This window comes from Acinetobacter sp. A3 (genome assembly GCF_012371415.1).
In the GTDB taxonomy this organism is placed as follows: domain Bacteria; phylum Pseudomonadota; class Gammaproteobacteria; order Pseudomonadales; family Moraxellaceae; genus Acinetobacter.
Genome location: NZ_JAAZQW010000003.1, coordinates 97,107 through 112,309 on the forward strand (window position 1 = coordinate 97,107; position 15,203 = coordinate 112,309).

At 44.2% G+C, this 15,203-nt stretch carries 12 protein-coding genes, 1 tRNA gene and 1 pseudogene; 4 read left to right on the forward strand and 10 right to left on the reverse strand.

The genetic code is table 11. The annotated features are described in order from the left end of the window. Positions 1 to 5 precede the first annotated feature (5 nt). The 3 genes from HHA42_RS02435 to HHA42_RS02445 all read left to right on the forward strand — a co-directional run bounded on the left by HHA42_RS02435 (position 6) and on the right by HHA42_RS02445 (position 3,167). Entirely contained in the window at positions 6 to 1,085 is a 1,080-nt protein-coding gene (locus tag HHA42_RS02435; RefSeq protein WP_168525335.1) for an alkene reductase, read from the forward strand. 85 nt (positions 1,086 to 1,170) lie between these two features. Continuing rightward, entirely contained in the window at positions 1,171 to 2,451 is a 1,281-nt protein-coding gene (locus tag HHA42_RS02440) for a 3-deoxy-D-manno-octulosonic acid transferase (protein WP_168460530.1), read from the forward strand. Positions 2,452 to 2,453: 2 nt separating this feature from the next. Beyond that, the gene (locus tag HHA42_RS02445) at positions 2,454 to 3,167 is read left to right on the forward strand and encodes a 16S rRNA (uracil(1498)-N(3))-methyltransferase (RefSeq protein ID WP_168417717.1); all 714 of its coding nucleotides are present in this window, start codon (positions 2,454 to 2,456) and stop codon (positions 3,165 to 3,167) included. Here the strand turns inward: HHA42_RS02445 and HHA42_RS02450 are convergent. Continuing rightward, on the reverse strand, positions 3,141 to 4,127 hold the full coding sequence (locus HHA42_RS02450; RefSeq protein WP_168460532.1) for a mechanosensitive ion channel family protein: 987 nt from the start codon (positions 4,125 to 4,127) through the stop codon (positions 3,141 to 3,143). The two genes, HHA42_RS02445 and HHA42_RS02450, sit on opposite strands and share 27 nt — an antisense overlap. A gap of 480 nt (positions 4,128 to 4,607) precedes the next feature. Here HHA42_RS02450 and acs point away from each other — a divergent pair, with 480 nt between their 5' ends. Beyond that, on the forward strand, positions 4,608 to 6,551 hold the full coding sequence (acs, locus tag HHA42_RS02455) for an acetate--CoA ligase (RefSeq protein WP_168460534.1): 1,944 nt from the start codon (positions 4,608 to 4,610) through the stop codon (positions 6,549 to 6,551). A 68-nt stretch (positions 6,552 to 6,619) separates the two neighbouring features. On the opposite strand, the gene HHA42_RS02460 is transcribed toward acs, so the two are convergent. The 9 genes and pseudogenes from HHA42_RS02460 to HHA42_RS02500 all read right to left on the reverse strand — a co-directional run. Next, positions 6,620 to 6,695, reverse strand: a tRNA-Gly gene (locus HHA42_RS02460). Positions 6,696 to 6,994: 299 nt separating this feature from the next. Beyond that, positions 6,995 to 8,836 carry a glutamine--fructose-6-phosphate transaminase (isomerizing) gene (glmS, locus tag HHA42_RS02465; RefSeq protein WP_168525337.1) on the reverse strand — a complete coding sequence of 614 codons (1,842 nt, stop codon included), beginning with the start codon at positions 8,834 to 8,836 and terminating at the stop codon, positions 6,995 to 6,997. A gap of 12 nt (positions 8,837 to 8,848) precedes the next feature. Then, positions 8,849 to 10,213: a bifunctional UDP-N-acetylglucosamine diphosphorylase/glucosamine-1-phosphate N-acetyltransferase GlmU gene (gene glmU / locus HHA42_RS02470; RefSeq protein ID WP_168525339.1), complete on the reverse strand. Its 1,365-nt coding sequence runs from the start codon at positions 10,211 to 10,213 to the stop codon at positions 8,849 to 8,851. An 18-nt stretch (positions 10,214 to 10,231) separates the two neighbouring features. Further along, positions 10,232 to 10,753 (reverse strand): phosphatidylglycerophosphatase A, encoded by a 522-nt coding sequence (locus HHA42_RS02475; RefSeq protein WP_168460537.1) that lies wholly within the window; start codon positions 10,751 to 10,753, stop codon positions 10,232 to 10,234. Then, positions 10,719 to 11,648, reverse strand: coding sequence for a thiamine-phosphate kinase (gene thiL, locus HHA42_RS02480; RefSeq protein ID WP_168525341.1), 930 nt, complete (start codon positions 11,646 to 11,648; stop codon positions 10,719 to 10,721). The genes HHA42_RS02475 and thiL overlap by 35 nt, the downstream gene beginning before the upstream one ends. 25 nt (positions 11,649 to 11,673) lie before the next feature. Then, positions 11,674 to 12,123, reverse strand: a complete 450-nt coding sequence (nusB, locus tag HHA42_RS02485; protein ID WP_104852673.1) for a transcription antitermination factor NusB — start codon at positions 12,121 to 12,123, stop codon at positions 11,674 to 11,676. A gap of 4 nt (positions 12,124 to 12,127) precedes the next feature. Continuing rightward, positions 12,128 to 12,598 carry a 6,7-dimethyl-8-ribityllumazine synthase gene (gene ribE / locus HHA42_RS02490; RefSeq protein WP_004974350.1) on the reverse strand — a complete coding sequence of 157 codons (471 nt, stop codon included), beginning with the start codon at positions 12,596 to 12,598 and terminating at the stop codon, positions 12,128 to 12,130. 11 nt (positions 12,599 to 12,609) lie between these two features. Then, positions 12,610 to 13,731, reverse strand: a complete 1,122-nt coding sequence (gene ribBA / locus HHA42_RS02495; RefSeq protein WP_168525342.1) for a bifunctional 3,4-dihydroxy-2-butanone-4-phosphate synthase/GTP cyclohydrolase II — start codon at positions 13,729 to 13,731, stop codon at positions 12,610 to 12,612. A 375-nt stretch (positions 13,732 to 14,106) separates the two neighbouring features. After that, positions 14,107 to 15,114 (reverse strand): annotated as a pseudogene (locus tag HHA42_RS02500) (HlyD family efflux transporter periplasmic adaptor subunit); the annotation flags it as partial. Positions 15,115 to 15,203: the final 89 nt, after the last annotated feature.

Below are 15,203 nucleotides of genomic sequence, written 5' to 3' on the forward strand. Positions count from 1 at the left end.
CAATGATGGCTGAATTAAACTCTCCTTTGGTTTTGGGTGATCTTCATCTTAAAAACCGTGTAGTGATGGCACCTTTAACCCGCAGTCGTGCCAGCGATGACCGTGTACCTACGCCAATGATGGCGGAATATTATGCACAGCGAGCCAGCGCAGGCTTAATTATTTCAGAAGCAACGGTGATTTCTGAAGAAGCCAATGGTTATTTTAATACTCCAGGTCTATTTACAGATGCACAAGTACAAGGCTGGAAATTGGTGACCGATGCGGTGCATGCCAAAGATGGTCTGATTGTCGCGCAATTGTGGCATGTGGGGCGGGTATCCCATCCTGATTTGCTGAAGGGTGAAACACCTGTTTCGGCAAGTGCGGTGCAACAAGCGGGTCATGTCAGTTTGTTACGTCCAAAGCGTCCTTATGTATTACCACGTGCTTTGGAAATCTCAGAAATTCATGCCATTACCGAGCAATATAAACAAGCCGCGATCCGTGCCAAAGAGGCAGGTTTTGATGGTGTTGAGCTGCATGCGGCCAATGGTTATCTAATTGACCAATTCCTACAAAGTAAAACCAACCAACGTGAAGATGAATATGGCGGTGTTGTGGAAAATCGTGCACGTTTCTTGTTGGAAGTTGTAGATGCCTTGATAGAAGTTTGGGGCGCAGGTCGTGTCGGTGTACATTTAGCACCACGTGGTGATGAGCATGACATGGGGGATGATGATCCACGTGAAACCTTTGGCTATGTGATGCAGCAATTGGGTCAGCGCAAAATCGCCTTTTTCTTTACCCGTGAATATTTGGCTGAAGACAGTATTTCTGAAGAAATGAAAGCACGTTCAGGCGGTGTGCCGTACATTGCCAACATGCGCCTAAGCCGTGCCGATGCGGTGGAATTATTGGTATCAGGCAAGGCCGATGCAGTGTCGTTTGGTAAGGCTTATATTGCTAACCCAGACTTATATGAGCGTTTACTGGCAGATGCTCCCTTAAATGAACTCAAACTGGAAAACATGATTGGCACTGCTGTTGCAGAAGGCTATATCGATTATCCAACTTTGGCTGAAACACAACAATCTGTAGAATAAAAGCCCGTACAGCGCCACATACGATTAACATGCGTGTGTGGCTCTGTTATATTTTGCCGACAGTCTTTCTTTTGGGGCGCATCTTTTGGCTACTCCATTTTGGTATAACGCAGCTTTAACCCTGCTAAAACCGATTTATCAGTCACGTATTCGTAAACGTGCCGAACATCCTGAGCAATTACAACAAGAACTACTTGAGCGTTTTGGCCCATTTCAGCCCGCTAAAAATTTACATGCCATTTGGTTTCATGTGGTGTCGGTAGGTGAAACCAATGCTGCACAACCTTTAATTGAATATTATTTAAAAGCAGGTCACCCTGTTTTAGTCACCAATACCACCAAAACGGGACAGGCTCGTGCCAAGTCTTTATTTTTAAAAGCACCCTATTTAAATTTATTTCAGGCCGTGTATTTACCTGCCGATCAGGTGCATTTAATTCGTGAGTTTTATCAAAAATATCAGCCTAAATTATTGGCCTTGGTCGAAACAGAATTATGGCCAAATTTGATTGATCAGGCGCAGCATTTTCAAGTGCCATGTTTACTGATTAATGCACGACTTTCAGAAAAATCGGCCAAAGGCTATGCCAAAGTTAAAGGCCTGACACGTGGCATGTTGCAGGGGTTGCAACAACTTTTGGCACAAGACCTTGCTACACAACAACGTTTTGTGGCTTTGGGTATGCCCGAAGCACGTACGCAGGTGTTGGGTAATCTTAAATTTGACATTACTGCACCTGAGCATTTTGTGCAGCAGGCAGCACAGCTACAGCAAGAATGGCAATTGGCACAGCGTAAAATTGTGGTGCTGGCCAGTACCCATGCACCCGAAGAACAACAATTATTGACTGCTTTAAAACCGTACTTTGAGCAACATCCCGAATTATTGTGCATTGTTGCACCACGTCATCCAGAGCGTTTTGATGAAGTTGCACAATTGGGACAAAGGCTGCAACTTAATATGCAGCGTCGTAGTTTGGGTGAAGGTATCCAAGCAAATACACAGCTATATTTAGCCGACAGTATGGGTGAAATGTGGCTGTGGTATGCCATGAGTCAGGCTTGCTATGTGGGCGGTTCATTGAATGAACCTGGCGGTGGTCATAATATTTTAGAGCCTTTGGCTTTAAATGTAGCCACCGTATTGGGTAAAAATTATTTTAACTTCCAAAGTATGGTGGATGAGTTTGTTGCGGCAGAAGCGGTGTACGTGGTTGATGATGCAGCACAAGCTGTGAAAACCTTGACTCAACTGTTATTTGAACCAGCATTACGTGCACAATTGAATCAGAATGCCCAAGTGATTATGTATAAAAATCGTGGTGCACTACGTGAGCATATTCAGGTCATGGATCAGTATTTGTAAGCATGAATATTGTATTACTTGGCCCGCGACAGACTACCAATGAAATATGGTCAATTACAGCACAGCGACAGCTGCAGCATTTGCATACGCATGTCGGTGTACAAGTCGGTGACACCTTAAAAGTCGGGATTCGTGGTGGCAAGCGTTATTTGACTGAAGTGGTGGAAGTCAGTGAGCAGCGGATTCAGGTCAAAGCCTTACATGAAGAAGCTGTACCTCAAAAATTACCCGTGACCCTGATTGTGGCCTTACCACGACCAAAAGTGCTGCGCCGTTTAATTATGGACAGCGTGACATTAGGTGTGGAAAAAATCATTTTACTGCACAGCTATCGGGTTGATAAAAGCTATTGGCAAACGCCATTTTTACAGCAGTTGGATCAATATATCACTTTAGGTTTAGAACAAGCGGGCGATACCATTGCGCCTGACATTCAGTGCTATAAACGCTTTAAACCCTTTGTGGAAGATGTTTTGCCTAATTTGATCTCTGCAGATTGTCCTGCATACGTGGCGCATCCTTATACTGAACTGGCAATGCCGAACACCATTCAACATCCTTGTAGTATTGTGATTGGCCCAGAAGGCGGCTTTATTCCTTATGAAATTGATTTACTCGAAAAAAACGGCTGCCAAGCACGACACTTGGGCAACCGTATTATTCGGACTGAAACCGTGATTGCCTATGTATTAGGGCGTTTGTTTGGCTCGGTTTGAATCTTCTTCAAGCAATGCCGTTTCACCTCGATACACTTTCACTTCCTGTACTGGGTAAGGAATGGAAATGTGATGCTCGGCAAAGGCCGCAATGACACGCTCCTGCACCTCACTAATGGAAGCCGATGTGGTGGTTTCGGTGGTATTGACCCACCAGCGCACATTTAAATTGATGGAAAAATCGGCCAATGCAGTGACATTCACACTAAAGGCAGGCTGACTTAAAATTTTGATGTCGCGGTCTAAAATGGCCAAAATAATCTGTTTGGCTTTTTGTACGTCATCTTCATAACCAATACCCACCACGAACTCGCAACGACGACGGGTATACGCAGTATTTACAGTCACGGCACTGGTATAGACCGTGGCATTTGGAATCACGATGCGACGGCCATCGGGAGAGCGCAAAAAGGTTGCACGAATCTGAATATCTTCCACCGTGCCTTCCATATTATTGACGATGATGTCATCGCCAATTTTAAAAGGCTCACCAATCAAAATCAGTACACCCGACAATAAGTTCTGAAAGATATCCTTAAAAGCAAAACCAATCGCTACAGAGCCTAATCCCAAAGCACTCATGAGCTGACTTGGGGTAAAGCCAGGAATGGCAATCACCATCGCAATTAAAAAACCAAAAAAGACAATGGCAGAGCTACCGACCCGATTTAACACCAAGACCAAATTTTGTCGGGTATAGGAGCGATTAGACAGTGTTTTACGGACAAACCATTTAAATACACGGGCAATTAACCAAAACAAAATCAGTACCACTGCAGCTATACATAAATACGGCGCCCGCTCCCAAAAGCCATCCATAATTTTGTCGATAGTGGAGTAGGCGTCGTTGTACTTGGCCGTATGATTAATCACGGTTTGCGTGGTTTTTTCAGTGGCTTCATGCAACAGTTGACTGGTGTTTTCAGACACTTCACTTAACGAGGGCTTGGATTCTGCCACGGTGATTCCGAACTCAAAATAGAGAGGCTATTTTGCCTGAAAAAATGGCTTTGGTTAATCCGCTGTTACGCACTTGGCAATCTTTTAGACAAGATGATGACATTTTAGCTGAGATGTACTGCATGCTGTGTTTTTTACTTTTTATCGTGATTACGCTAAAAAATATTGATCCTTTTGCGTGTTGATGTTTGCAATATGCTGCGTAAAAAAATGTGAAGATGTAGCGTCGTTGAGCGTAAATTTCTTTAAAAATCATGCAATCCGCTGTAGAGTGGAATGAAAACACCGCAGTATGTAGGCAGCATTTTCGGTATCAATCAGAACAGTCAGAAGTTCTGAAATCTTGTATAAATTTTATGCGACTAAAGCCGAATAGTAGGCTGTAAAACAGTCAGTTCATACTGTAAATGTGCAGAAATAATAATCAATAACGTGGCATACATCTCGTGATGAGATGCAAGAACATCAAGGAAGTAGCAGATGAAAGACGTATATCCTGTTCCAGATGAATTTAAAAAGACTGCCCGTACCACTGAGGCAGAATATTTCCAACGCTATCAACAATCTATAGAGGATCCAGATGCCTACTGGGCTGAACAAGCTCGACGTTTGGATTGGATCAAGCCTTTTACGCAAGTCAAAAACACCAACTTTGACCCCGAACATTTCAACATAGAATGGTTTGCCGATGGACAGCTCAATGTCAGTGCCAATTGTTTAGACCGTCATTTAAAAGAGCACCCTTATAAACCTGCCATTATTTGGGAGGGTGATCATCCATCTCGTCATAAAGTAATTTCTTTTGCTTCACTGCATGATGAAACCTGCCGTTTTGCCAATGTGCTGAAAAAGAATGGTGTACAAAAAGGTGACCGAGTGGTGCTGTATATGCCTATGGTGTCGGAAGCTGCGATTGCAATGCTGGCCTGTGCACGAATTGGTGCGGTGCATTGTGTGGTTTTTGGTGGTTTTTCACCCGATGCCTTAGCCAGCCGAATTGAAGACTGTCAGGCCAAGTTAATTGTGACTGCAGACTCCGCCATGCGTGGTGGCAAACCGATTTATTTAAAAGCCAATGTGGATGAAGCGCTGAACATTGCAGGTACTGAATGTGTGCAGAATGTGATTGTGGTGCATCGTACAGGCAACCCGATTCAGATGCAGCCTGAACGCGACTTGTGGTATCACATGGAAATTATGTCGGTGAATGACAATTGCCCGCCAGAACCGATGAATGCTGAAGACCCGCTATTTATTTTATATACCTCGGGTTCCACAGGAAAACCCAAAGGAGTTTTACATACCACAGGTGGTTATTTAACCTATGTGAACAGCACCTTCAGAGAAGTATTTGATCTGAAACAGGATGATGTGTTCTGGTGTACCGCAGACGTGGGCTGGATTACAGGACATTCTTATGTTTTGTATGGCCCCTTATCGAATGGGACATCCACTGTGATGTTTGAAGGGGTACCCCAATACCCAAGTTGGGCGCGTACAGGACATATTGTCGATAAGCACAACATCACCATTTTATATACAGCACCGACTGCCATTCGAGCCATGATGCGGGAGGGAGACCGTTTTGTACGTGAAAGTGACCGCAGCAGTTTGCGTTTATTGGGTTCCGTTGGTGAGCCGATTAATCCTGAAGCTTGGAACTGGTATTACAACGTGGTGGGTGAAGGTCGTTGCCCAATTGTAGATACATGGTGGCAAACCGAAACAGGCGGTATTTTAATTTCAGCATTGCCTGGTGCAACCCCGCTTAAACCGGGTTCGGCAACCCGACCATTATTTGGGGTACAACCCGCAATTGTGGATGCAGACGGCAATGAACTAGAAGGTGCAACAGAAGGTAATTTAATTATTAAAGATTCATGGCCAGGGCAAATGCGCAGTATTTGGGGTGATCCTGCACGTTTTATTGAAGCATATTTTTCGACCTATCCCGGTGCGTATTTCACAGGAGATGGCGCACGCCGTGATGAAGATGGATATTACTGGATCACAGGACGTGTGGATGATGTCTTGAATATATCAGGGCACCGTTTAGGAACGGCAGAAATTGAAAGTGCTTTGGTGGCACATGAAGCGGTGGCTGAGGCAGCAGTGGTGGGAATGCCACATGACATTAAGGGGCAGGGAATTTGTACCTTTGTGACCTTACAAGCAGGAATAGCAGAGTCGGAACAGTTACGTGACGAGCTGGTGCATTGGGTGCGTAAAATTTTAGGGCCAGTGGCAACACCAGATGCTTTGCATTGGGCACCTGCTTTGCCTAAAACCCGTTCAGGTAAAATTATGCGCCGTATTTTACGAAAAATCGCTGCAAATGAATTGGATAGTTTGGGAGACACTTCCACCTTGGCTGAGCCGCAAGTGGTTGAACATTTGATTACTACGGTGTATGGGGAGAGGTGAGGGAGTATTTTTAATAAATTGAGATCATTAAAAAAAGCCTCAATCTTTCGATTGAGGCTTTTAAAATCTGGAGCGGGAAACGAGACTCGAACTCGCGACCCCAACCTTGGCAAGGTTGTGCTCTACCAACTGAGCTATTCCCGCATGCGGTGTATAATACATGATGCAAAAATAGGGTCAATCATTTTTTGCATTCGTCTGTATTGTTTGCATAAATAAGCAACATTTTTAAAAATTCATCCTGCTATAGACTTTAAACTTGTATTTTGGGGATCGAGCAAACGGTCTGAATCAGATAGGTTCTGAGTCTTGCGCTAAATGCACCTGTTTAGAAAAGATGGAGACATAAAAAATCCGCAGGCTGTTTTTTTAACAAGCAGGCTGCGGATTGCGATTAATTTAAAATTAATAAATTAAATTTAAATCATTAAATAATATGAATATTATTCTACAGTTACACTTTTTGCTAGGTTTCTAGGCTGGTCGACATCTGTACCACGTAACACTGCAACGTGGTAAGACAGCAACTGCACAGGAATACTATACACAATTGGCGCAAGTAATGAGCTTACTTGTGGAACATACACTACATGCTGACGCTCTTTGTCTGCAGGAATCCCGCTGTGCTCATCTGCAAAGACAAATAATTCACCACCACGTGCCTGTACTTCTTCCATATTCGACTTCAGTTTGTCCAGCATGTCATCTTGTGGTGCCAAAATCACCACAGGCATATCATTGTCCACCAAAGCCAATGGGCCGTGCTTTAACTCACCTGCGGCATAACCTTCTGCGTGAATATATGAAATTTCTTTTAATTTCAGTGCACCTTCCAAAGCAATTGGAAATTGTGTGCCACGACCTAAGAACAGGCAGTGATTTTTCTCTACAAACAACTCAGACAAACGTAAAATTGCAGGATCATTTTGCAAAGTGTCTAAAATCACTTTAGGTGTGTGCCACAGGTCTGCAATAATTTCCGCAGCTGCTGTTGCACTCATTGCGTTTTTCACCAGACCTACTTTTAAGACTAATAACATCAGCGCTGCCAACTGTGTCGTAAAGGCTTTGGTCGATGCCACGCCAATCTCAGGTCCTGCAAGTGTCAACAAGCTATGGTTGGTTTCGCGTACCATAGATGAAGTCGCCACGTTACAAATAGTCATGGTGGTGATGTCTAAGTCTTTTGCCGCAGCACGTTTCTGGGTATCGCGCAAAGCAGCTAAAGTGTCTGCAGTTTCACCTGATTGTGAAATGCACACATACAAGGTGTTATTCACAATGACTGGCGTACGGTAACGGTACTCGCTGGCAATTTCTACATGACATGGCAAGTTAATCAGCTGTTCAAACCAATATTTTGCAATCATCCCCGCATGGTAGCTGGTACCACAGGCAATAATCTGTACCTGTTGAATCTTGGCAAAATCACCTTCTGCATCTTTCAGGAAATCTTCACGTAAAGCATTGCCATTTAAGGCTTGTGAAATGGTTTGTTGAATGGCTTCAGGCTGCTCATAAATTTCTTTGAGCATATAGTGTTTATATTCACCCTTGGATGCATTACTTACAGTGGCATCCAGCTCTTTTACAGGACGTTCAACCGCTGCACCATTCACAAATACTTCAATTCTGTCACGGGTTAAGCGTGCAATATCACCTTCTTCCAAGTACATGAAACGGTTGGTGATCGGCAATAATGCCAATTGGTCTGAACTGATAAAGTTTTCGCCAATACCCACACCAATCACCAAAGGAGAACCTTCACGCACGGTGATCAATTCATCAGGGTAATCGGTATGGATAATACCTAATGCATAGGCACCCTTAAGTTGTGGTACCACTTGTTGAACCGCAGTCAGTAAATCTGCTGCAGTTTTTAAGGCATGATTGACCAAATGTGCAACCACTTCGGTATCGGTTTGAGAGTTGAAAACGTAGCCTAAAGTTTCCAGCTCGTCTTTCAGTTCTTGATAATTTTCGATAATACCGTTGTGTACGACAGCAACATTGCCAGAAATATGCGGATGTGCATTGTTTTCAGTCGGTTTACCATGTGTTGCCCAACGCGTGTGCGCAATACCGAGTGAACCTGTTATTTGAGAATCTAGTACTGCTTGCTCAAGATTTGCTACTTTACCGACACGACGCTCACGCAAGACCTGACCTTGACTAATCAATGCCAAACCTGCGGAATCATAACCGCGATATTCTAAACGCTTTAAACCTTCAATGAGGATATTGGTAATACTACGTTCTGCAACGCCACCGACAATACCGCACATAGGAACTTCCTCTTATTTTTTCAATTTTTGTGGACGTTGATAATTTTCTTTAGTGAACTGTTTAGAACGTTCCACAGCTAAACACTGTTCTGCAACATCACGGGTAATGGTCGAACCTGCGCCTACCGTTGCACCATTGGCAATGGTGACAGGTGCAACCAATGAACTATTTGAACCAATAAAGACTTGATCGCCGATAGTCGTTTTAAATTTATTGGCACCATCATAATTGCAAGTAATCGTACCTGCACCAATATTGCTGCCTGCACCTACCTCGGCATCCCCTAAGTAGGTAAAGTGGTTGGCTTTGGAGCCTAAACCAATTTGACTGTTTTTCACTTCAACAAAGTTGCCAATATGCACTTCATTGGCCAATATTGTACCCGGGCGTAAACGTGAGAACGGGCCAATTTGCGCATCTTCACCTACAACCGCTTGGTCAAATACGCTATACGGCTGAACTTTAGTGCCCGCAGCAATTTTGGTGTTTTTGAGGATACAACCTGCACCAATCTCTACGCCATCACCTAGTTCGCAATTACCTTCAATAATCACGTTAATGTCAATGCGAACGTCTTTACCTGCATGGAGATTGCCACGTAAATCAAAACGGGTTGGGTCAATTAAATGCACACCTTGTTGCATAAGTTGCTTGGCTTGGAAGTTCTGGAATTCACGTTCTAAGGCAGCCAATTGTACACGGTCATTCACGCCTTCTACTTCAAAAGCCAGTTCGGGTTTTACCGATGCAACTTCTAAACCATCGGCAATTGCCATCGCCACAATATCGGTCAGGTAATATTCACCCTGCGCATTGTTATTGCTTAGTTTTGGCAGCCATTCATGTAATTTGGCATTACTGACGCAGTAAATACCCGTGTTAATTTCTTGAATTTGGCGCTGTGCTTCAGATGCATCTTTATGTTCAATAATCGCTTGAATTTTACCGTTTTTACGCACAATACGACCATAACCCGTGGCATCGGCAAGGGTGAGTGTCACCAATCCAATTTGGGTTTCACGTGAAACATCGAGCAGCTTTTGTAGGGTTTGCTCTGTAATGCAAGGTACATCTCCCGATAAAATCAGTGATACACCTTCACGTGGTAAAACAGGCAAAGTTACTTTGACTGCGTGACCTGTGCCCAGCTGTTCAGCCTGTTCGACCCACTGTATCTGTTCATGCGTAAAAGCATTTTGAACCAAAGCACCGCCATGACCGTAAATGGTAATAATATGATCGGCTTGTAATTTTTTTGCGGTATCAATCACGTGACCCAAAAGAGGTCGTCCTGCAAGAGGTTGTAATACTTTTGGTAAATTTGAACGCATGCGCGTGCCTTTACCTGCAGCAAGAATAATCACGGTGGTAGACATGTTGAATCCTAGTGATGGCTAAACCAAAGTAAAAGATAAATAAATATAAATACATAATGCGGCCCAAAGACCCGCAATAATATCGTCCAGCATGATGCCAAAACCACCTTCGACCTGACGATCAATGACACGAATTGGCCAAGGTTTCCACACATCAAATAGTCGGAATAAGGCAAAACCTACTATTACCCAGACCCAGCTGATTTGATTGATAAAAATCAGGGGTAAAAAAGTAATCGATTGTCCTGCAAACTCATCCCAAACAATACGACCATCATCATGTACGCCCATAACTTGTGCAGTGCGCCCACAGATATATATGCCAACCAGGGACATCATAGCAATGGCAAAAAGGCTTGGAATGAAACCAAGTGCGAACCAAATGGGAATGAAGAGTAGGGCAAAGGCCGAACCAAAGGTACCAGGTGCTTTGGGCAGTAGACCTGAACCGAAGCCAACACCACAGCAGACAATCAGTCGGTCAGTCCAAGACATGGCTTTGAAATTAATCGCGGGTTTGTGCAAAGTGTTGGTATCCATGAAAATGAAGTGAACGATCTACGCCATTCTGTTCAAAGCTTAAGCGGTTTTGGTTGTTAATTTTGCCAATAATATGAATAGAGGTATTCAGCGGTTTTTGCAAAAGCTGCTGATAATTTTGTGGGCTTATTGTAAAGCATAACTCATAGTCATCGCCACCTGCCAAGGCATATTGCCACTGCTTTTGTTGTGGTAATTCGGTTAATGCAGCATCTATAGGCAGTTGGCTGAGTTCAATACAAGCACCGACCTGAGAGGCTTTGAGAATATGTCCCAAATCTTGAGCTAAGCCATCTGAAACATCAATCATGCTTGAAGCCAAGCCTTTGAGTTGTTGTCCAAGTTGACAACGTGGTGTTGGGTAGTCGAGGCGTTGTTTTAAGGGGTGATCGAGATGATCTAAACCAAAAGCGGCATCACCGACTTGTCCGCTGACGCAAATATAATCGTCGACTTGCGCGCCTGAACGGGTAATGGCTTGTCCGTGTTCAATCCAGCCTAAGGCAGTAACGGAAATGGTGAGATGTGGACTCTGAGTCGTGTCGCCACCAATTAAGCGCACGCCAAATTGATCGCAACAATCATGTAAACCCTGACTAAAGCCTTTTAGCCAGTCGTGATCAATTTGGGGTAGGCTCAAGGCCAATAAAATACTGTGCGGAGTTGCACCCATCGCTGCAATATCCGATAAATTTACTGCAACGGCTTTCCAGCCAATGGCATGCGGGGAGGTGTCGAGGGGGAAGTGTCGTCCTGCGATGAGCGTGTCGGCACAAATCACCAACTGTTGTTGGGGGGGAGGTGTAAGCAAGGCTGAGTCATCACCGACACCTAAATCGACAGCATCGGGATGCGGTCTGTTGAAATAGGTATCAATAATAGAAAACTCAGCCATACAACAATCGACTCAATAATTTGAATTAGTTGCTTTGTTGCTTTTCTTCTGCACGCAAGCTGTTGGCAAGACGGTCTAATACACCATTGATGTATTTATGGCTGTCTGCACCGCCAAAGTGTTTGGCCAGTTCAATCGCTTCATCCAGTACGACACGGTATGGAATTTCTAGATGTTGTTCTAACTCATACGCACCTAAACGTAAGGTAGCGAGTTCAACACCATCTAGGGCTTGAATATCACGATCAAGAACAGGCACCAGTAATGCATCCAATGCTTCATGATTGGCAACCACTTGAGTCAACAATTCATGATAATAGCCGAGATCCACTTTGTGCATGGCATTTTCCACACGGGTACGTGCTTCAATCTCATGTACTGGATTGTGGCTCATCTGCCATTCATAAATACCTTGCACAGCAAAACGACGTGCTTTACGTTTTGCTGCATAAGTTGCTTGAAGTGTTTGCGACATAGCGTTAAATAGCCTTTAACAAGTTAACCATTTCAATTGCAGTTAAGGCAGCTTCACTTCCTTTATTACCTGCTTTTGTTCCAGAGCGTTCAATCGCTTGTTCAATACTGTCCGTAGTCAATACACCGTTAATCACTGGTAAGCCTGTGTCTAGACCGACCACGCCTAAACCTTTGGCACATTCGCCTGCCACAAAGTCAAAGTGTGGCGTGCTGCCACGGATGACTGCGCCTAGCGCAATAATGGCATCATAACCATTCGATGCAGCCAATTTTTTAGCGACTACAGGAAGTTCCCATGCGCCTGGTGCATGAACAACAGTGATATTATCCTCTGATACGCCATGACGTTTCAATGTGTCAATTGCGCCATCAAGCAAATGCTCAACCACAAAACTATTAAAACGACCGACTAAAATCGCATAACGGCCTTCGCTAGCGAGATGTAATAAACCTTCAATACGGCGAATTGCCATAGCAACCTCGATTATTTCTCTGATGTTGGATCTGCGGTGATATATTCCACCACTTCTAAGTTAAAGCCTGATAAAGCATTGAAACGTAATGGTGAGCTGAGCAGCTTCATTTTTTCAACGCCTAAATCACGTAAAATTTGTGCACCCACGCCAATGGTTTGATATTGCTGAGACAATGCAGCATTGGCTTTGCCCTGTTTCGGGGTTTTTAGGCTATCTAGGGCTGGGCCCAAGTCCTGTAACTGCCCCTGACCAATCCACACCAAAACACCACGTTCGCTGTCTGCAATTTCTTTAAGCGAACGGTCTAAATTCCAAGTTGCGGAACCGTCTGCTTTGTTTAGTTTGAGCAAGTCACGTGTTGGATTAAAACCATGCACACGGACTGTGGTCACGCCTTCTTTAGGCTCGCCTTTGACTAATGCTAAGTGAATATCTGGGTTACCCAATTCACGGTAGCGATACAAGTCAAACGTGCCATATTCGGTGTCAATGCTTTGCTGATCTAGACGCTCTACAGTTTGCTCATTGGTCATACGGTAGTGGATTAAATCTGCAATGGTGCCAATTTTGAGGCCATGTTTTTCAGCAAAAACTTCTAAATCTGGACGACGCGCCATGGTGCCGTCTTCATTGATAATTTCACAAATTACCGATGCTGGTTCTAAACCTGCCAAACGAGAAAGGTCACAACCTGCTTCGGTATGACCGGCACGGTGCAAAACGCCACCTGGCTGTGCCATGAGTGGGAAAATATGCCCGGGCTGAACAATATCGGCAGGCTTGGCATGTGCAGCGACTGCAGTTTGAATGGTATGCGCACGTTCTGCGGCAGAAATACCGGTCGTAATGCCTTCAGCAGCTTCAATGGATAAGGTAAAGTTTGTGCCATGTTGCGCACCGTTGGCATCGACCATTAAAGGTAGGTTCAATTGCTGGCAACGGTCACGACTTAAGGTCAGACACACAAGACCACGTGCATGAGTAATCATGAAGTTGATATCTTCAGGGCGAACGTGAGTTGCGGCAATGACTAAATCGCCTTCATTTTCACGGTCTTCATCATCCATCAGGATGACCATTTTTCCTGCACGGATATCTGCTACGAGCTCTTCAACAGTATTGAGCGGCATCTACCTTCACCTTCTGATTTGTCTGGAACGACATTTTACTGACATAGACGCATAGTCTAACGCTTTTTGCCCTGTTTTGCCTATGCTTATCATTTTCATTGCATGACTTATGGTTATACACAGTGCTGCAAGGCTTGCAAAGGGGCGTAAATTGTTATTTTACTGTTTGGTGTAGATTATTTAGGCAATTGGAGTGCGGCTGGAATTAGAAAAACCAGCAACTGAGCGCATCCAGTAAATCAAGCCTTTAGGATGAGGGGCGTTACTGGAGGTTATTCCAAAAATAGGTACTCGCTTTAGACAGGATGTGACCAATCCCGTCTAAAGCGCTGTTGCTGTTAGGGTAAAACCAAATTTTGATGAAGCCAGATTGTTTTAACGCTCACGTAAGGCTTCTTTGGCTTTGTTAAATGGCTTGATGAGATAATCCAATACCGTTTTTTCTCCAGTTTTAATATCCACGGTCGCAACCATACCCGGGGTGATGCTAAAATTTTGACCTGCTTTATTGCTCAGTTGGTCGGAATCAGTACGAATATAGACCCGATAATAAAATTGATCTTGTTTGACTTCATCTCGTAAGGTATCGGGCGAAATCACGGTTACTTTGCCTTTTAAGCCACCATAAATTGAATAATCATAGGCGCTAATTTTCACCAAAGCGTCTTGATCAGGGCGAATAAATGCAATATCACGCGGCAAAATTCGTGCTTCGACCAGCAGTTGTTCATCTAGCGGTACAATGGTCATCAGCTTGCCGTTTTGCGGAACGACACCGCCCAAAGTCATCACATCAATTTCTTTGACAATGCCATGTACAGGTGATTTAAACAGCGTGCGGCTCAAGCTATCTGATTTGCCTTTTACCACTTGTGCCTGAGTTTCAATGTCGGTATTGGCTTTGGCCAGTTCTTCACGTGATTTCACATAATACTGATTGCGCACATCACTCATTTGATTGCGTAAATTATTGGCTTCACGTTTTAAACGCAGTACTTCTACCTCGCTGGCTGCACCTTTGGCAACCAACGGTTCGGTCATGGCCAGTTCTTGCTCTACCAGTGTCAGAGCTTGTTTTAGTCCAGACAAAGATTCTTCTAAATTGGCGCGGCGTGAGCGATACAATGCTGTTTCTTCATTGACCAGTTGCGGCTCTTTTAATACTTCGGCAGGGAAAGACAAGGCGGTGCCATTCACTTCTGCGCGCAGGCGTGCAGCTGTGGCCTGTGCTGCGAGCAATAATGATGTGGACTCACCAACATTCGAGGCAAAACGCGTTGGGTCGAGTTGTGCTAAAACTTGACCTTGCTTGACAATTTCACCTTCACGAACGTGCAGCTGAGTTAAAATACCACCTTCCAAAGATTGCACAATTTGCTGTTCCTTAAAATGTATTCAAACATAGTCAAGGACTAATTCGCACTCTGTTAATGTCTTGTTGCCAAGCGTGTAACTAGAGCCTGAGTCGGTCA

Bases quoted from the DNA above. Each gene is read 5' to 3' on its own strand.
- glmU (WP_168525339.1), bottom strand. From the start codon at position 10,213: ATGTCTACCACCGTGATTATTCTTGCTGCAGGTAAAGGCACGCGCATG.
- HHA42_RS02445 (WP_168417717.1), top strand. From the start codon at position 2,454: ATGAATATTGTATTACTTGGCCCGCGACAGACTACCAATGAAATATGG.
- ribBA (WP_168525342.1), bottom strand. From the start codon at position 13,731: ATGCCGCTCAATACTGTTGAAGAGCTCGTAGCAGATATCCGTGCAGGA.
- nusB (WP_104852673.1), bottom strand. From the start codon at position 12,123: ATGTCGCAAACACTTCAAGCAACTTATGCAGCAAAACGTAAAGCACGT.
- HHA42_RS02475 (WP_168460537.1), bottom strand. From the start codon at position 10,753: ATGGATACCAACACTTTGCACAAACCCGCGATTAATTTCAAAGCCATG.
- ribE (WP_004974350.1), bottom strand. From the start codon at position 12,598: ATGGCAATTCGCCGTATTGAAGGTTTATTACATCTCGCTAGCGAAGGC.
- acs (WP_168460534.1), top strand. From the start codon at position 4,608: ATGAAAGACGTATATCCTGTTCCAGATGAATTTAAAAAGACTGCCCGT.
- thiL (WP_168525341.1), bottom strand. From the start codon at position 11,648: ATGGCTGAGTTTTCTATTATTGATACCTATTTCAACAGACCGCATCCC.
- HHA42_RS02435 (WP_168525335.1), top strand. From the start codon at position 6: ATGGCTGAATTAAACTCTCCTTTGGTTTTGGGTGATCTTCATCTTAAA.
- glmS (WP_168525337.1), bottom strand. From the start codon at position 8,836: ATGTGCGGTATTGTCGGTGGCGTTGCAGAACGTAGTATTACCAATATC.